We start from the raw sequence: 14,114 nt of genomic DNA, 5'->3' as shown, positions 1-14,114 counted from the left end.
CAAGTGAGACATGGGGGATCGAAGCGAGCCAGGGTCAAGGGGGGCGGGGGCACGAGCGAGCCAGGGGCGAGGGGGCCGGGGCACGAGGGGGCCAGGGGCGCGTGGGGGCCAGGGGCACGAGGGGGGCGGGGGCACGAGGGGGCGAGGGGGGCGGGGGCACGAGGGGTCGGGGCGCATGGGTGAGCGCAGCAGGGTGACGGGGTAAGGGCGGGATAATGGGGCGGTGACTTCACCTTTGAGCATGGCCGGCTGGCGACACCTGTATTCGGGCAAGGTTCGGGACCTCTACGTGCCCGACACCACCGAAAGCGCCGAACGGATGCTGGTGGTCGCCAGTGATCGAGTGAGCGCTTTCGACCACGTCCTCTCCCCCGGTATTGCGGGCAAAGGCGAGTTGCTCACGACCCTGAGCCTCTGGTGGTTCGACCAGCTCGCGGGCGGCGACGGCGGGCGGAGGATCCCCAATCACCTGATTGCCGACCACGAACTGGGCGGCGATGACACCGTGCGGGAGCTCATCCCCGCGACCGTATCGGGCCGATCGATGCTCGTGCGAAGCCTGGAGATGTACCCCATCGAGTGCGTTGTGCGCGGATACCTCACCGGCAGCGGCTGGGTCGAGTATCAGTCGAGCGGCACAGTGTGCGGCATCCCGCTCCCCGAAGGTCTGAGCGACGGCGACCGGCTTCCCGAGCCCATCTATACCCCCGCGTACAAGGCCCCGATGGGCGAACACGACGAGAACATTTCGTACGAGCAGAGCATTGAGCTCGTAGGAGCGGCCGTGGCCGAAGCGCTCCGAGACGCATCCCTTGAGATCTACCGCCGAGCTGCGGCTCTGGCGGAATCGCACGGCCTCATTCTCGCTGACACCAAGTTCGAGTTCGGCGCCGATGGCAACGGCACGCTGACCCTCGGTGACGAAGTGCTCACGAGCGACTCTTCGCGATACTGGGATGCCGAAACTTGGCGCACAGCGTCGACACCCGCCGAGCGCATGGCAAGCTTCGACAAGCAAATTGTGCGCAACTGGCTGGCTGCGAACTGGGATAAGACGGGCACACCCCCGGATCTTCCCGCAGAGATCGTGACGCGCACTGCGGCTCGCTATCGCGAGCTCCTCGAGCGCCTCACGGGCGCGTGACGCGCCACTCGAACCAGCAAAACTACTGAACCGAGAGAGAACTATGCCCATCTGGACCATGCACGGAAACGGTCGGACCGTTGCCCCCGGAGAAGTCGTTGCACCAGCTGAGCGGCTCAACTGGCCCGCGACCATCGCCATCGGCGTGCAGCACGTCGTCGCGATGTTCGGCGCAACCTTTCTCGTTCCCGCACTCACGGGCTTTCCGGTATCGACGACGCTCCTGTTCTCCGGCATCGGCACGCTGCTGTTCTTGCTCGTCACGAAAAACAAGCTGCCGAGCTACTTGGGCTCATCGTTCGCCTTCATCGCACCGGTTACGGCCGCAACCGCGAGCGCGGGAATGGGCTCGGCCCTCGCCGGAATCGTGGCGGTCGGCGTGCTCCTTGCCGCTATCGGCTTCGTCGTGCAGTTTGCGGGCATCCGCTGGATCGACAAGCTCATGCCGCCGGTGGTCGCCGGAAGCATCGTCGCGCTGATCGGGTTCAACCTCGCGCCCACAGCCTGGGCGAGCTACCAGCAATCACCCATCACAGCAACGATCACGCTTGCGGCGGTCATCGTCTTCAGCGTGCTCTTTCGCGGCTTCCTGGGGCGCATCTCGATTTTTGTCGGCGTCGCCGTCGGCTACATCGTCGCCGTCATCCGCGGTGAAGTCGACTACTCGAAAGTCGGCGAAGCTGACTGGCTGGGTTTGCCCACCTTCCACATCGCCGATTTCGCATCTCCCGGAACCTGGAGTGTGATCGCGATGTTCCTTCCGGTCGTGCTCGTGCTGATCGCTGAGAACGTTGGTCACGTGCGGGGAGTCGCAACGATGACGGATGCGTCGGTCAACAAGTCCACCGGCCGCGCGCTGATCGCAGACGGCCTTGCGACGACACTCGCTGGCACGTTCGGCGGTTCGGGTACCACGACCTACGGCGAAAACATCGGGGTGATGGCAGCAACCCGCGTGTATTCAACCGCCGCTTACTGGGTAGCGGGGACCGTGGCGATCCTCTTGAGCCTGTCTCCGAAGGTGGGGGAAGTGTTCAACTCGGTACCGCCGGGGGTGCTCGGCGGTGTCACAACGGCGCTCTATGGCCTCATCGGAATCATTGGAATCAAGATCTGGGTCGACAACCGCGTAGATTTCTCGCGCCCCGTCAACCAGTACACCGCCGCCGTTGCTCTCGTGATTGCGATCGCCGGCTTCACAATGCAGTGGGGCGAATTCCAACTCGGAGCCATCGTGATCGGAACAGCAGCTGCACTCGTCATCTATCACGGTGGCAACGCGCTCGCGCGCTGGCGAAAGACCGGTGCCGACGATGGCGGCCCGCTCGTCGGCTAAGCCGAATCGCGGTCGATCAATTCGGTGGACATGATGGTGGCGTGCGTCGGCTCTTCGCCGCCGAGGATTTGGAGAAGCGTCGTCGCCATGGCACGGCCCTGGGTGAACGAGGGTTGACGCATGGTCGTCAGCTGGGGAACGACACCCGTCGCAACCGGGGAGTCGTCGAAGCCGACGATCGCAACGTCATCGGGAACCCGCAACCCGTCACCTTGAAGTACGGCCATGGCACCCCTGGCCATCAAGTCGCTCGCGATAAAGATCGCATCGGGCCGAGCACCGGTCTCGAGGATCTCGCGCATTGCTGTCGCTCCACCGTTGGCAGTGAAGTTGCCGTCGGCTGTAGCGACCGGAGTCAGTCCCGCTGCACTCATCGCGTCGTTGAATCCGTCGAGACGGTCGACGCCGGCCGGCATGGTGAGCGGCCCGGTGATCGTCGCGATGTTCTGGCGACCCTTCGCGATCAGGTGCGCCGTGGCATCCGCTGCCCCAGCCCGGTTGTCGACGTCGACGTAGTAGTCGTTTGGTCGCTCCCGAACGGGCCGACCACCGTAAACCACGGGAACCGCGGCCGCGATGCGATCGATAAACGTGTCGCTGGTGTGGTGCGAGACCACGATGGCGCCATCGACGTTTCCGCCTCGCACATAACTCGTCATCTTCTCGCCAGCGTCGTCGCTTGCAATCAGAAGGTTGAGAACGTAGTCGGAATCTCTAATGACCGAATTGATGCCGGAGACGATGGCAGCAAAGAAGGGGTCGCCAAAGAATCGTGTGGTGTCCTCGGGAACGACGAGTGCGATCGCAAGAGTGAGTCGGCTTGCGAGCGAGCGAGCGGCCCGGTTCGGCACATAGTTCAGCCGTGCGATCGCCTCTTGCACGGACTCCCGCGCTTCCGGGCTCACTGCGGTCGATCCGTTGACCACGCGCGACACGGTCGATCGAGAAACGCCGGCTACCGCAGCGACCTCCTCGATCGTCGCCACGCCCCGGGAAGAAATCGTCATCTGCTCATCTTGGCGTATCTCGCTATGCCTTCTCGAGATGGCGAACCGAAACTGGTGCTAGAGCGCCCGCTCGGCGATCACACGCTGGTACTCGAGACCGCTGTCTTTGAGTGAGCGCTCCTGCGTGAGGTAGTCGACATGCACGATTCCGAAACGCTTCTCATATCCCCATGCCCACTCGAAATTGTCGAGAAGAGACCAGTAGAAGTAACCGCGGATATCGACCCCGGTCTCGATGGCATCGAGGATTGCGCCGAGATGTTCGCGAACGAACACCGATCGCTCGGCATCGTGAACTCGCACTTGGCCGTCCTCAACAACGGCGACGTCGTCGTAGGCGGCGCCGTTTTCGGTGACGTAGAGGGTCGTCGAAGCGGGGGCTGCATACTCCGCGCTGACACGGCGAAGAAGGCGCGTCAAACCCTCCGGCTGTACATCCCAGTGCATCGCGGTCTGCGGCAGCTGGCGGTCGTGCCAGTAGATTCCATCGGCCGCAGGGAACGGCGAGTGTGCGACACGATCGGTTGGGGCATCACCGCTGATCGCGGGCGACGTGGCAGGCGTACCACCGACGAGTTCGCCGTGGTAGTAGTTCACGCCGAGCGCGTCGATCGGCGTCGAGATCACCTCGAGGTCGCCCGGCTGCACCGCCGTTTCGAACTGAGCCACCGCCTGCGCGTCAACGGCACGGATGTCGTCGAGCACATCGCTCGGGTACGCGCCGCGGAACACCGGGTCGAGGAACCATCGGTTGAATTGCCCGTCAATGCGGCGAGCGGCGTCGACGTCACTCGCTGACTCGGCGTCTGCCGGGTCAGCGACCGTCAGATTGAGTGTGATTCCGAGGTCGAGACTGGAGTCGCGTGCGCGAAGTTCGCGTACTGCTTGCCCATGTCCCAGCAGGAGGTGATGTGACGCCAGCATGCCTTCGAGCGCGCTGTAGTGGCCCGGGGCGTGAATTCCGGCTGTATAACTGAGAAACGACGAGCACCATGGTTCGTTGAGAGTCGTCCACACGTTGACTCGGTCACCGAGGGCATCGTGCATGTCGAGCGCGTACTCGGTGAACAGATCAGCGGTGTCGCGATTGGTCCACCCGCCCTTTTCTTGCAGGGCTTGCGGCAGATCCCAGTGGTAGAGCGTCAGCCAAGGCAGGATGCCGGCTTCGAGAAGCCCATCGACGAGACGCTTGTAGAAATCGACGCCGGCCGGATTCAACTGGCCCCCGTCGGGGTGAACGCGCGACCATGAAGTGGAGAATCGATACGTCTGCAACCCCAGGTCCTTCATCAGCGCAATGTCCGCGGAGTAGCGGTGGTAGTGATCACACGCGACGTCGCCGTTGTCGGCGTTGATGACAGCCCCTGGAACGCGAGCGAAAGCATCCCAGATGGAGTCAGTACGACCGTCTTCGCTTGCCGCTCCTTCAATCTGATAGGCGGCAGTTGCCGCACCGAACAGGAAGTTCTGCGGGAACGTGCGTGAAGCGGTGGTCATAGTGTTTGTTTCCTTTCGAGCAATGAGAGTCACCCCTTCACCGCCCCCTGCATGATGCCACTAACGAGTTGTCTTCCCGCAAAGATAAAGAGGATCAAGAGCGGAATGGTCGAGAGCAAGACGCCTGCGAGCACGATCGAGTAGTCCACAAAATAGTTGGATTGCAGGAGCGAAAGCGCAACTGGCAGGGTCGGGTTCTGGCGGTCGAGAACGATGAACGGCCAGAAGAAGTTGTTCCATGCCGTCACGAAGGTGAACAGCGCAAGCATTGCGGCTGCGGGGCGCGCTGCTGGCAGCCCGACCGTGAGGAACGTGCGGAACGAGCTTGCACCATCCACGCGGGCCGCCTCGATCAGCTCGTCAGGAACCGCCTGTTGCAGATACTGCGTCATCCAGAACACACCGAACGCGGTCACGAGGGCGGGCACGATGATCGCGCCGATCTGTCCTGTCCATCCGATCTCGCTAAACAGAATGTAAAGCGGCACAACCCCGAGCTGCATGGGGACCGCCATCGTTGCGATGACGAAGATGAGCAGGAATGAGCTGCCCTTGAACTTCAGCTTCGCGAACGCCCAGCCCGCGAGGGTGGAGAAGAACACGACGGATAGCGCGATCAACGCTGAGCTGAAGATCGAGTTCCAGAGCGCCAGCCAGAAATTCACCGCGGGGTCGTTGACGACGGCAGCGGCATTTTCGAAGAAGTTGCCACCGGGAATCCACGACATGTTGGGGTCGCGGATCGTGGACGAGTCACCGGACCCGATCAGCAACGACCAGTAGTAGGGAAACAGCGACGCGATCAGAACGACAGCGAGACTCGAGTAAACGAACCAGCCGGGGCGCGTGCCCTTGACGGCACGGCGACGCTTGGGGGGACGCGAGCGTTCTTCGGGTGCGATATCACGGTCGGTGACGCCGACTGGAACAGGCTCAACAGCGGTCATGACCCCGCCTCCTCGGTCTGGTGTTTGTTGCTCTTTGTGGCAGCGACATCGCGTTTCGCCAAACGCGCTGCAGTTCTTCGTTGCGCGCGAGTCATCGCTGTGCGCCCGCCCTCGTTTCGCACGAGGCCCTGAGTGACGAAGAGATTGATAACACCAATCGCCAAAATGATGATGAAGAGAATCCAGGCCAGCGCTGCGGCACGACCGAAGTTCCACTCACCCCAACCGATGTCATACAGCCACAGCGTGATGGTCAGCCACTGGTAGTTCGCGCCGCCGGTGCCGTACTGGTCGTACATGCGCGGCTCGTCGAAGATCTGAAGACCACCGATGGTCGACGTGATGATCACGAAGATGAGGGTCGGTCGAAGGCTCGGCACGGTGATCGAGAAGAACTGGCGAACTTTGCCAGCGCCATCGACGGTCGCAGCTTCGTAGTAGTCGCGCGGAATTGCCTGCATCGCCGCCAGAAGGATGAGGGTGTTGTAGCCGGTCCAGCGGAAGTTCACCATTGTCGCGATCGCGATGTGGCTGGCGAACGCGTTGGAGTGCCAGGGCACCGCCGGAAGGCCAAGGTTTTGAAGCGTCGTGTTGACGATGCCGTACTGGTCGCCGAACATGTTGCTGAAGATGAGCGCGACGGCGACGGGCGCCATGACGTAGGGCAGCAAGACTCCCATACGCCAGAACGTCTTCGCCCGAATGTTCTGGTCGAGAATCGCAGCGATGAAGATCGCGAAGATGAGCTGCGGAACTGACGAAATCAGGAAGATGCTGAACGTGTTGCGCAGCGCGATCCAAAACTTGGGGTTCGAGAGCACATACGCGTACTGGTCGAATCCGATGAATGTGCCCGTGTTGCGGACCAAGTCCCAGTCCATGAAAGAGATCACGGCGGTGAACGCGATCGGGAAAAGCCCGACGATGAAGAAGAGGATGAAGAACGGCGAGATATACAGGTAGGGCGAGAACTTGAAGTCCCACCGGCTGAGCCGCGGGCCGAAACCGACGCGGCGCGGCTTCTTCGGTGCCGGTGGAGTGGGCTTTGCCACTTCCGGCGGGTTCATGGTCGTCGTCACGACGCACCTCTTTTCAGGGGGAATTGGGATCGAGCACTGTGAGGCAGCCGAAGTGGTGTGGGCACTTTCGTGCCCACACCACTTGCGAGCTATGACGGAGGGTTACTGAAGTGCGTCGACTTCAGAGACCCACTGATCCCAGGACTGCTGCGCATCTTGCGTGCCATCTTCGACACGGGTGAGCGCCTTCTGCATGGCGTCGTTGATCTGGAAATAGAACGCACCCTTGAACGGTGCAACCGTGACGGCGTTCGCACGGTCGGTGAGGATCTGACCCACCGGTGCGTTGTTGAAGTACTCGTTGGTCGCGTCGAGCAGCGTCGAGTCGGTGAGCGCTTCGTTCTGGCTCGGGAACGTTCCGGCCTCGTCGAACGCTGCAATCTGCTGCTCGGGAGCGGTCAGCCAGTCAGCGAGCTTCTGCGCTGCCTCAACGTGTTCGCCGTTGGCGGGTACCGTCAGGTACGAACCGCCCCAGTTTCCGCCGCCGCCGGGGAAGACGTTGGCAATGTCCCAGCCGGTCGTGTCAGCTGCGTTGCCGGAGATGACGCCGAGCATCCAGCCCGGGCAGAGCATCGTGGCGAAGGCACCGTTCGAAAGGCCAGCCATCCAGTCATCCGACCACTGGCCGAGGTGAGCGGACTGCGTGGCACTCGCGTCGAGCACCTGGTTGTAGATGTCTTCTACTTCGGTGTTCGTGGTAGCCGTGATGTCACCGGTGTCGGGGTCTTCGTACGCGGCAGGAAGCTGGTTCACCATGCCCTGATAGGTACCACCGGCGGAGTCGAAGAATGCCTTGCCTGTTGCTGCGACATACTCGTCACCGGCTTCGAAGTACGTGGACCAGTCACCCTCGAGCATTGCGGCAACTTCGTCACGATCGGTGGGAAGACCGGCCGCTTCGAACAGGTCTGATCGGTAGCACACACCCTCCGGTCCGATGTCGGTGCCGTAACCGATGAGGTTTCCGTCGGCATCCGTTGCCGCCTCGACCTTCCAGTCGAGCCAGCGGTCGGTCAAGTCGGTCGGAACCGGTGCGAGGAGGTCGGAGTACTCCATGACCTCGGGCAGCCAGTCAACCTCGATGGCCTCAACGTCGGCGAGACCCGTCTTGCCGAGCTTCTGGAAGTAATTGGCACGAGCATCGTTCGACGTCGCTGCTTTGTTCTGGACGACAGTGACGCCGGGGTTCTCATCCATGTACTTCTGAAGAAGCGCATCGGTGTAGCCGAAGTCATTGAATGTGGCGACGGTCAGCGTGATGTCGCCACCATCTGCCGACGAGCCGCCATCGCTGCTGCCCGCACATCCGGCGAGAACGAGAGCTGCTGTTGATGCAACGGCCGCGACTGTAGCGGCGCGGCGCAGTGCGCGTGATTTCACGGGTCACTCCTTTGTGTTTTGGGGGTGAGGCTGAACCGAAGCGCTCTCGTGCTGTTTCGTGGGAGCGCTCCCAACCTCTTCGCACGAAACACTATGGGACCGCTCCCACGACGTCAAGAGAGCGCTCCCATGATTCTGATCACGATTTGGCCACTACAGTGGAACCGCTGCTTTTCCCACGACATCGGAGCCTTCGAATGCCCACAATCGTCGTCGACGTGATGCCCAAAGCCGAACTCCTCGACCCACAGGGGAAGGCCGTCGCTGGCGCCCTCACCCGTATGGGCGTTGAGACGTTCGATTCAGTGCGCATCGGCAAACGTTTCGAGCTCCATGTAGCGGGCGAGGTTACCGAGGCAGTGCTCGACCAGGCGCGACAGATCGCCGCCGACGTGCTCTCTAACTCAGTGATCGAGGATGTCGTCGGCATCGAGGTCGTCGAATGACAGCGCGCATCGGGGTCATCACGTTCCCGGGCTCGCTCGATGACCGCGACGCACAGCGCGCCATCCGAATCGCCGGCGCAGAGCCTGTCGCGCTGTGGCACGGAACCCACGACCTCGACGGAGTGGATGCTCTCGTGCTCCCGGGCGGATTCAGCTACGGAGATTACCTCCGGGCCGGCGCGATCGCGGCGCTCGCACCAATCATGACCGAAGTCAAAAGTGCTGCGGCATCCGGAATGCCGATTCTCGGTATTTGCAACGGTTTTCAAATGCTTGTCGAAGCTCACCTGCTGCCAGGCGGATTGATCAGGAATGCGAACCAGCAGTTCATTCGCCGCGATCAGCGGCTGCGTGTCGAGAACGCTTCGACCGCGTGGACGAGTGAGTTCACGGCGGGCGAAGAAATCGTCATTCCGCTGAAGAACGCGGATGGCGGATTCACGGCAGACGCCGAGACGCTCAAACGCGTCGAGGGTGAGGGCCTTGTGGCATTCCGCTACCTCGGCGTGAACCCCAACGGGTCACTCGATGACATCGCAGGCCTCACGAACGAGCGCGGCAACGTCGTGGGTCTCATGCCTCACCCCGAACACGCTGTAGAAGAAGGTTTCGGCCCGAACACGCCGTTGGCGATGCGCTCTGGTATCGATGGGCTTGGCTTCTTCACATCCGCCATCGCCGCAGTCGTCTCCGCCGCCGCATAGCGCCACAAGCTCGCGATAGCCTCGGAGGGTGAGTACTCCGCCGCTTGTCGTCTCGGTTCCTTCGTCTGAACTGGCGGCAGACGTGCAGCCGTTGCCCGCAGGCGTCGAGCTCATCGTGTGGCCGATGGACGCACCCGCTCCGCGCCAACGTATCGATCTGGTCGTGACGCCCTATCTGCGCCAGCCAGGGGCGCTTTCGCGACTGAAAGATGTCTCGTCGCGTCTCGTGCAAAGCCAGTCGATCGGCTACGAGGGCATCGAGTCTCGACTACCCGTCGGCACGATTTTCGCCAACGCTGCGAGCGTCCACGAGACCTCGACAGCAGAACTCGCCCTCGCACTCACTCTTGCCGCACAGCGCGAACTCGGCCGGTTCGCCGTCGACGCAACACGTGGTGAGTGGCAGACAGTCTTCACCGAAAGCCTCGCCGACAAGCGTGTCTTGCTGCTGGGCTTCGGTGGCGTGGGTAAAGCGGTCGCCGCACGACTTGAAGGCTTCGAAGTTCAGATCATTCCTGTCGCTTCCCGTGCGCGCGAAGAGGATGGCTTCCGGGTGCACGGTGTCGACGAACTCGACATGCTTCTTCCCACGTCTGATGTCGTCATTCTCACTCTCCCTGGCGGCGAGAGTACCCGCCACATCATTGGCGACGCCGAGCTTTCGTTGCTTCCCGAGAACGCTCTCATCGTCAACGTGGGGCGGGGGCCTCTCATCGACACCGAAGCGCTGATCGATCATGTGTCGCGCCGGCGCATCAGAGCGGCCCTCGATGTGACCGATCCCGAGCCTCTCCCGAAGGATCACCCGCTCTGGGCGTTACCCGGAGTGCTCATTTCGCCGCACGTAGGCGGAGCGACGACAGCCATGCGCCCGCGAATCGCGCGGTTGGTGCGCCGCCAAATCGAGCTGATGCGCGCGGGCGAAAAACCCATCAACGTCGTCGTCGGCGGCTAGAGCAGAACAACAACTCCGGCAACAACGGATGCCACAGCCAACACGAGTGCGATGGTAATCAGCACCACGTGCACGCGGTAGAACGCGGTGCGTGTGCCCGCGGCGTCGCGTGCGCGTGGGTCGTTCGCGATACGTGGATAAAACCTCGGCCACACCACAAAGTTGAAAAGCGCATTCACGAGCAGCACGACAGCAGCAAAGATGACCACAGTTCGATCGTACGTCTCATGCGCTGACTACCGATCGATATCGAGCCCCGACCAGAGATCGCCGCACTCGACTCGGTGAGCGTCGTGCGCGCGGAGGTAGTGTCCCGCGCCGGTGTCTCCCGACAAGCGCTCTTGCACTGCGGCAAAGTGGTCTCGCCCGATTAACACCGGGTGCCCCGGTCGTCCGTCATAGACGGCCTGCGCGAGCGAGGATTCTCGGGCACCCGCGACGACGCGGGCAACCGCGGCAGCGGGCAGATCGGGGGTATCAACGGTGCAGATAATCACGGCCACCGCCTCCGCGACCTCGGCGGCTTCCAACGCGGTGCGTACGCTCGCCGAAAGACCGCTTGACCACTGGGGAACCTCAAGGACCTGAGCCCGTGGCGGCACGAGCTCACCGGCCGCGTCACGTTCCGCGCCGAGTGTGACACCTACTTTCGTGCAACCACCATCGGTGAGTGCCGCCACGACCTGAACGAGCCAGGGCACCCCATCGTCACTTCGCGCGAGTGCTTTTGGCCCTCCGAACCGGGTGCCCGCACCTGCTGCGAGTACCGCGCCGTACACCAAAGGTTCGACCATGTTGCTCCATGTAGCGTTCTCGAAACACCGTGCAGCTAGCGTAAGTGCATGCTCGAGCTTGCCACCGCTCTCCTCCCGGCACTGCATGCGGGTGAACGCGTCGCCGTGATTACCGTCACCCGGGTCGCGCGGAGCGCTCCGCGCGGTGCTGGCGCGGCGATGGCGCTGACCGAATCGGGTCGCGTGATCGGTTCGATCTCAGGCGGATGTGTCGAGGGCGACTCGGTCATGCTGGGCGCCGAAGCACTCGCGAGTGGCGTCGGCCGCACGGCATCCTTTGGGTTTAGTGACGATGTCGCTCACGCAGCCGGACTCGCATGCGGCGGTGCGGTCGACGTCGTTTCTTCCCTGATCGAACCAACGGATGCCGCAACCCTCGCCGCACTCGAGCTGGCCGCTGCCGACCGGCCGGTCTCCGTGAGTCTTGTCACCTCCGGCCCGGCCATAGGTCGTCTCGTGGCCCCCGAAGAACTCGCAGCCAGCACGCAAAGCGAGCGCGCTCTTCGGTTGCGCGAAACCCACATGCTTACCGCCGCATATGACGGCGACGATGTACTTCTCATCTCGGTGGCGCCCAAACCTCGCCTCATTATTCTTGGTGCCGGAGAACACGCCGCCGCCCTCTGTCGCGTTGCTGCGGCTTCGGGGTGGGCCGTAACGGTGTGCGACGCGTGGCCGCTGCTGATCACAGCAGAGCGTTTCCCAGAAGCGACCGAGCTCGTGGCGGAGATGCCTCATGAATATCTGGCGCGGTTGAGCGACATCGATGGCGACATCGACGCGCGCACCGCGGTGTGCGTACTCACTCACGATGAACGCCTCGATGTGCCAGCGTTGCGCGTCGCGCTAGATCTCCCCGTTGGCTTCGTCGGCGCTCTCGGAGCTCGGGCCACTGTGGCGCGTCGCACGACGCTGCTGTTGCAGGCGGGTGTTGACGCGGCATCCCTCGCTCGCCTTCATTCTCCCCTCGGCCTCGATCTCGGCGGATCACGCCCCGATGAGGTTGCGATTGCGGCCCTCGCCGAGATCGTCGCGGCCCGTTATGACGCAAGCACGCGACCGTTGCGGGTACTCGACGGACCGCTTCATCGACGAGCGCAGAGCGCAAATACTGAAGAGGCGTGCACCATTCCGCAAGAGGCATAAGGCGCTGCTGCAGCGAAAGTGAGACGTGTTACGCTCAGCGAACTGCGTGTCCTATCACCATGGGCGAAAGCCTGGCGCACTGCTCAGGGCGGGGACTGCGGCGAATTCGCCTCGTCTCAGACCTGCAAGGAGCAAGATATGACCACTTCTGGAAGCACATCCCACGCAAACGCATCACACGTCGACAAATCCCAAGAGGGTATCGGCGTTCGGCAGTACCACATCGGCATCGCGCCGGGAGAAGTCTCCTCGGTTGCGCTTTTGCCCGGTGACCCGTTTCGGGTTCCGTTCGTCGCTGAGTTTCTTTCCGACGTGAAAGAGGTCGCTCACAATCGCGAGCACCGCACGATGACGGGCTGGTACAAAGGCCGTCACATCACGGCGACCTCAACCGGCATGGGGTGCCCTTCCACCGCGATCGCTGTGGAGGAACTCGCGCGCGTCGGAGTGACGTCGTTCATTCGCGTCGGGAGTTCCGCTGGCCTCCAGCCGGGTATCGCCCCCGGTGATCTGCTTGTGAGCGAAGGCAGCTTCCGCAATGACGGCACTACTGACGCGTACCTCCCGAAGGGCTTCCCCGCGGTTCCCGATCTCGAGCTCACGATGTCACTCGCCCGCCACTCGACGCGGCTTGCGGAGGCGTCGGGCACCCGATCCCACACCGGCATCAGCGTGAGCGATGACGCGTTTTACGCCGAAACCCCGGAGTGGATTGCGCAGCTGAATACGATGGGCATCCTCAACGTGGAGATGGAGGCATCCGCTCTCTACATCGTCGCCCGGATGCGCGGGCTGCGTGCCGGAATGGTGTGCGCATGCTCGAGCAATCTGGTCGACGGAGCATCGCTCTACGACGAGAAGAATTCTGCTCTCAAAGACGGCTGGATGCGCTCGATCGAAGCAGCGCTCGAGACGGCTGTCGAACTCGAGCTGTGAAGTGAGCCTCACTCAAGCCGCGCGTTGAGACCGATCGATGACCCTCGTGCGGGTCTTGGTCACTCATCACGTGAGGGTGCACGGTGCGCGCGCCGAGTAGCCGATCCGGAGTCAGCATATGGAGAGAAGTCTTGCTCTCGATCGAGCATCTCTGCCTCGCGTTCACGTTGCACGAATTCGTTTGTTGCCGATGCTCCTTCGTATGCGGCCGTCGCGGGGCGCGGCAGAGGGTTCCCTCGCCTCGACCGCGCACGTCCGCTGCGCGGTCGAGGCGGGAGCAGAGCCAGCGCTAGCGCGATCACTATCAGGGCAATACGGGTAGGCCATTGCACCAGCAGACTGAATTCACTGCTGATGTGATACTCAACAACCGCATCGATATAGACAGGCGCCACCGCGACAACTTCGCCTGAATCGCTCGTTAACAGTTGCAGATCGAACGTGCCGTCGTCACCTACTCCTGCCACCCGCCCGATCATCTGACCCTCGCCAGAATCTGCTGTGACGACCTCACCCACGGCGAAGTACTCCCCGCCAGTCGGGGGACGCAACACGAGAAGCTCGCCATCTCCGTAAGTAGGTGCCATAGCTTCATCTTGCACAGCAACGAATGTCCACCCGCGAACAGCCGCGGCTGCGGCGGGGACGACGGCGGCAGCGATGAGTAGCCCGACAATCACCCACCTCACGATTGAAAGTGCACGCATGGCCCCTCGCTTTCCTCACTCCACCATCGTGTGCCG

15 protein-coding genes are annotated in these 14,114 nt (G+C 62.6%); 7 read left to right on the top strand and 8 right to left on the bottom strand.

Annotated features, from left to right (window positions below; all coding sequences use genetic code 11):
• Positions 1-241: 241 nt before the first annotated feature.
• Both G6N83_RS07405 and G6N83_RS07400 read left to right on the top strand, forming a co-directional pair.
• Positions 242-1,144, top strand: a complete 903-nt coding sequence (locus G6N83_RS07405) for a phosphoribosylaminoimidazolesuccinocarboxamide synthase (protein WP_165143263.1) — start codon at positions 242-244, stop codon at positions 1,142-1,144.
• Positions 1,145-1,187: 43 nt separating this feature from the next.
• A complete protein-coding gene (locus G6N83_RS07400; protein ID WP_165140782.1) occupies positions 1,188-2,480 on the top strand; it encodes a uracil-xanthine permease family protein in 1,293 nt (430 codons plus the stop codon).
• On the opposite strand, the gene G6N83_RS07395 is transcribed toward G6N83_RS07400, so the two are convergent.
• From G6N83_RS07395 to G6N83_RS07375, 5 genes are all read right to left on the bottom strand, one after another.
• The gene (locus G6N83_RS07395; protein ID WP_165140780.1) at positions 2,477-3,487 is read right to left on the bottom strand and encodes a LacI family DNA-binding transcriptional regulator; all 1,011 of its coding nucleotides are present in this window, start codon (positions 3,485-3,487) and stop codon (positions 2,477-2,479) included. The genes G6N83_RS07400 and G6N83_RS07395 overlap by 4 nt on opposite strands.
• A gap of 57 nt (positions 3,488-3,544) precedes the next feature.
• On the bottom strand, positions 3,545-4,984 hold the full coding sequence (locus tag G6N83_RS07390; protein WP_165140778.1) for a GH1 family beta-glucosidase: 1,440 nt from the start codon (positions 4,982-4,984) through the stop codon (positions 3,545-3,547).
• Positions 4,985-5,013: 29 nt separating this feature from the next.
• Positions 5,014-5,931: a carbohydrate ABC transporter permease gene (locus G6N83_RS07385; protein ID WP_165140776.1), complete on the bottom strand. Its 918-nt coding sequence runs from the start codon at positions 5,929-5,931 to the stop codon at positions 5,014-5,016.
• Positions 5,928-6,998, bottom strand: coding sequence for a carbohydrate ABC transporter permease (locus tag G6N83_RS07380; RefSeq protein ID WP_165143261.1), 1,071 nt, complete (start codon positions 6,996-6,998; stop codon positions 5,928-5,930). Before G6N83_RS07380 ends, G6N83_RS07385 begins: the two co-directional genes overlap by 4 nt.
• Positions 6,999-7,112: 114 nt before the next feature.
• The gene (locus G6N83_RS07375; protein ID WP_165140774.1) at positions 7,113-8,390 is read right to left on the bottom strand and encodes an ABC transporter substrate-binding protein; all 1,278 of its coding nucleotides are present in this window, start codon (positions 8,388-8,390) and stop codon (positions 7,113-7,115) included.
• 197 nt (positions 8,391-8,587) lie between these two features.
• On the opposite strand from G6N83_RS07375, the gene G6N83_RS07370 reads away from it, so the two are divergent.
• From G6N83_RS07370 to G6N83_RS07360, 3 genes are read left to right on the top strand one after another with little or no spacing between them, the layout of a single operon-like run.
• On the top strand, positions 8,588-8,836 hold the full coding sequence (locus G6N83_RS07370; RefSeq protein ID WP_165140772.1) for a phosphoribosylformylglycinamidine synthase subunit PurS: 249 nt from the start codon (positions 8,588-8,590) through the stop codon (positions 8,834-8,836).
• On the top strand, positions 8,833-9,540 hold the full coding sequence (gene purQ, locus G6N83_RS07365; RefSeq protein WP_165140770.1) for a phosphoribosylformylglycinamidine synthase subunit PurQ: 708 nt from the start codon (positions 8,833-8,835) through the stop codon (positions 9,538-9,540). The genes G6N83_RS07370 and purQ overlap by 4 nt, the downstream gene beginning before the upstream one ends.
• A 28-nt stretch (positions 9,541-9,568) precedes the next feature.
• Entirely contained in the window at positions 9,569-10,495 is a 927-nt protein-coding gene (locus G6N83_RS07360) for a 2-hydroxyacid dehydrogenase (protein WP_241246125.1), read from the top strand.
• On the opposite strand, the gene G6N83_RS07355 is transcribed toward G6N83_RS07360, so the two are convergent.
• Together G6N83_RS07355 and G6N83_RS07350 are read right to left on the bottom strand one after the other, a co-directional pair.
• A complete protein-coding gene (locus G6N83_RS07355) occupies positions 10,492-10,704 on the bottom strand; it encodes an SCO4848 family membrane protein (RefSeq protein ID WP_165140768.1) in 213 nt (70 codons plus the stop codon). The two genes, G6N83_RS07360 and G6N83_RS07355, sit on opposite strands and share 4 nt — an antisense overlap.
• Before the next feature lie 27 nt (positions 10,705-10,731).
• Positions 10,732-11,289 carry a nucleotidyltransferase family protein gene (locus G6N83_RS07350; protein WP_165140766.1) on the bottom strand — a complete coding sequence of 186 codons (558 nt, stop codon included), beginning with the start codon at positions 11,287-11,289 and terminating at the stop codon, positions 10,732-10,734.
• A 48-nt stretch (positions 11,290-11,337) separates the two neighbouring features.
• On the opposite strand from G6N83_RS07350, the gene G6N83_RS07345 reads away from it, so the two are divergent.
• Positions 11,338-12,435: an XdhC family protein gene (locus tag G6N83_RS07345; protein ID WP_165140764.1), complete on the top strand. Its 1,098-nt coding sequence runs from the start codon at positions 11,338-11,340 to the stop codon at positions 12,433-12,435.
• 138 nt (positions 12,436-12,573) lie between these two features.
• Positions 12,574-13,371, top strand: a complete 798-nt coding sequence (locus G6N83_RS07340) for a nucleoside phosphorylase (RefSeq protein WP_165140762.1) — start codon at positions 12,574-12,576, stop codon at positions 13,369-13,371.
• Positions 13,372-13,430: 59 nt separating this feature from the next.
• On the opposite strand, the gene G6N83_RS07335 is transcribed toward G6N83_RS07340, so the two are convergent.
• On the bottom strand, positions 13,431-14,078 hold the full coding sequence (locus G6N83_RS07335; RefSeq protein ID WP_165140760.1) for a S24/S26 family peptidase: 648 nt from the start codon (positions 14,076-14,078) through the stop codon (positions 13,431-13,433).
• Between the last annotated feature and the right edge of the window lie 36 nt (positions 14,079-14,114).

The sequence above is a fragment of the Microbacterium endophyticum genome (genome assembly GCF_011047135.1).
Taxonomy (GTDB): Bacteria; Actinomycetota; Actinomycetes; order Actinomycetales; family Microbacteriaceae; genus Microbacterium; species Microbacterium endophyticum.
This window is presented reverse-complemented; position numbering and strand designations above follow the sequence as displayed.

What these genes read in the sequence shown, in the direction of transcription:
- G6N83_RS07405 (WP_165143263.1), top strand. Translation starts at nt 242, where the DNA reads ATGGCCGGCTGGCGACACCTGTATTCGGGCAAGGTTCGGGACCTCTAC.
- G6N83_RS07400 (WP_165140782.1), top strand. Translation starts at nt 1,188, where the DNA reads ATGCCCATCTGGACCATGCACGGAAACGGTCGGACCGTTGCCCCCGGA.
- G6N83_RS07395 (WP_165140780.1), bottom strand. Translation starts at nt 3,487, where the DNA reads ATGACGATTTCTTCCCGGGGCGTGGCGACGATCGAGGAGGTCGCTGCG.
- G6N83_RS07390 (WP_165140778.1), bottom strand. Translation starts at nt 4,984, where the DNA reads ATGACCACCGCTTCACGCACGTTCCCGCAGAACTTCCTGTTCGGTGCG.
- G6N83_RS07385 (WP_165140776.1), bottom strand. Translation starts at nt 5,931, where the DNA reads ATGACCGCTGTTGAGCCTGTTCCAGTCGGCGTCACCGACCGTGATATC.
- G6N83_RS07380 (WP_165143261.1), bottom strand. Translation starts at nt 6,998, where the DNA reads ATGAACCCGCCGGAAGTGGCAAAGCCCACTCCACCGGCACCGAAGAAG.
- G6N83_RS07370 (WP_165140772.1), top strand. Translation starts at nt 8,588, where the DNA reads ATGCCCACAATCGTCGTCGACGTGATGCCCAAAGCCGAACTCCTCGAC.
- purQ (WP_165140770.1), top strand. Translation starts at nt 8,833, where the DNA reads ATGACAGCGCGCATCGGGGTCATCACGTTCCCGGGCTCGCTCGATGAC.
- G6N83_RS07350 (WP_165140766.1), bottom strand. Translation starts at nt 11,289, where the DNA reads ATGGTCGAACCTTTGGTGTACGGCGCGGTACTCGCAGCAGGTGCGGGC.
- G6N83_RS07345 (WP_165140764.1), top strand. Translation starts at nt 11,338, where the DNA reads ATGCTCGAGCTTGCCACCGCTCTCCTCCCGGCACTGCATGCGGGTGAA.
- G6N83_RS07340 (WP_165140762.1), top strand. Translation starts at nt 12,574, where the DNA reads ATGACCACTTCTGGAAGCACATCCCACGCAAACGCATCACACGTCGAC.
- G6N83_RS07335 (WP_165140760.1), bottom strand. Translation starts at nt 14,078, where the DNA reads ATGCGTGCACTTTCAATCGTGAGGTGGGTGATTGTCGGGCTACTCATC.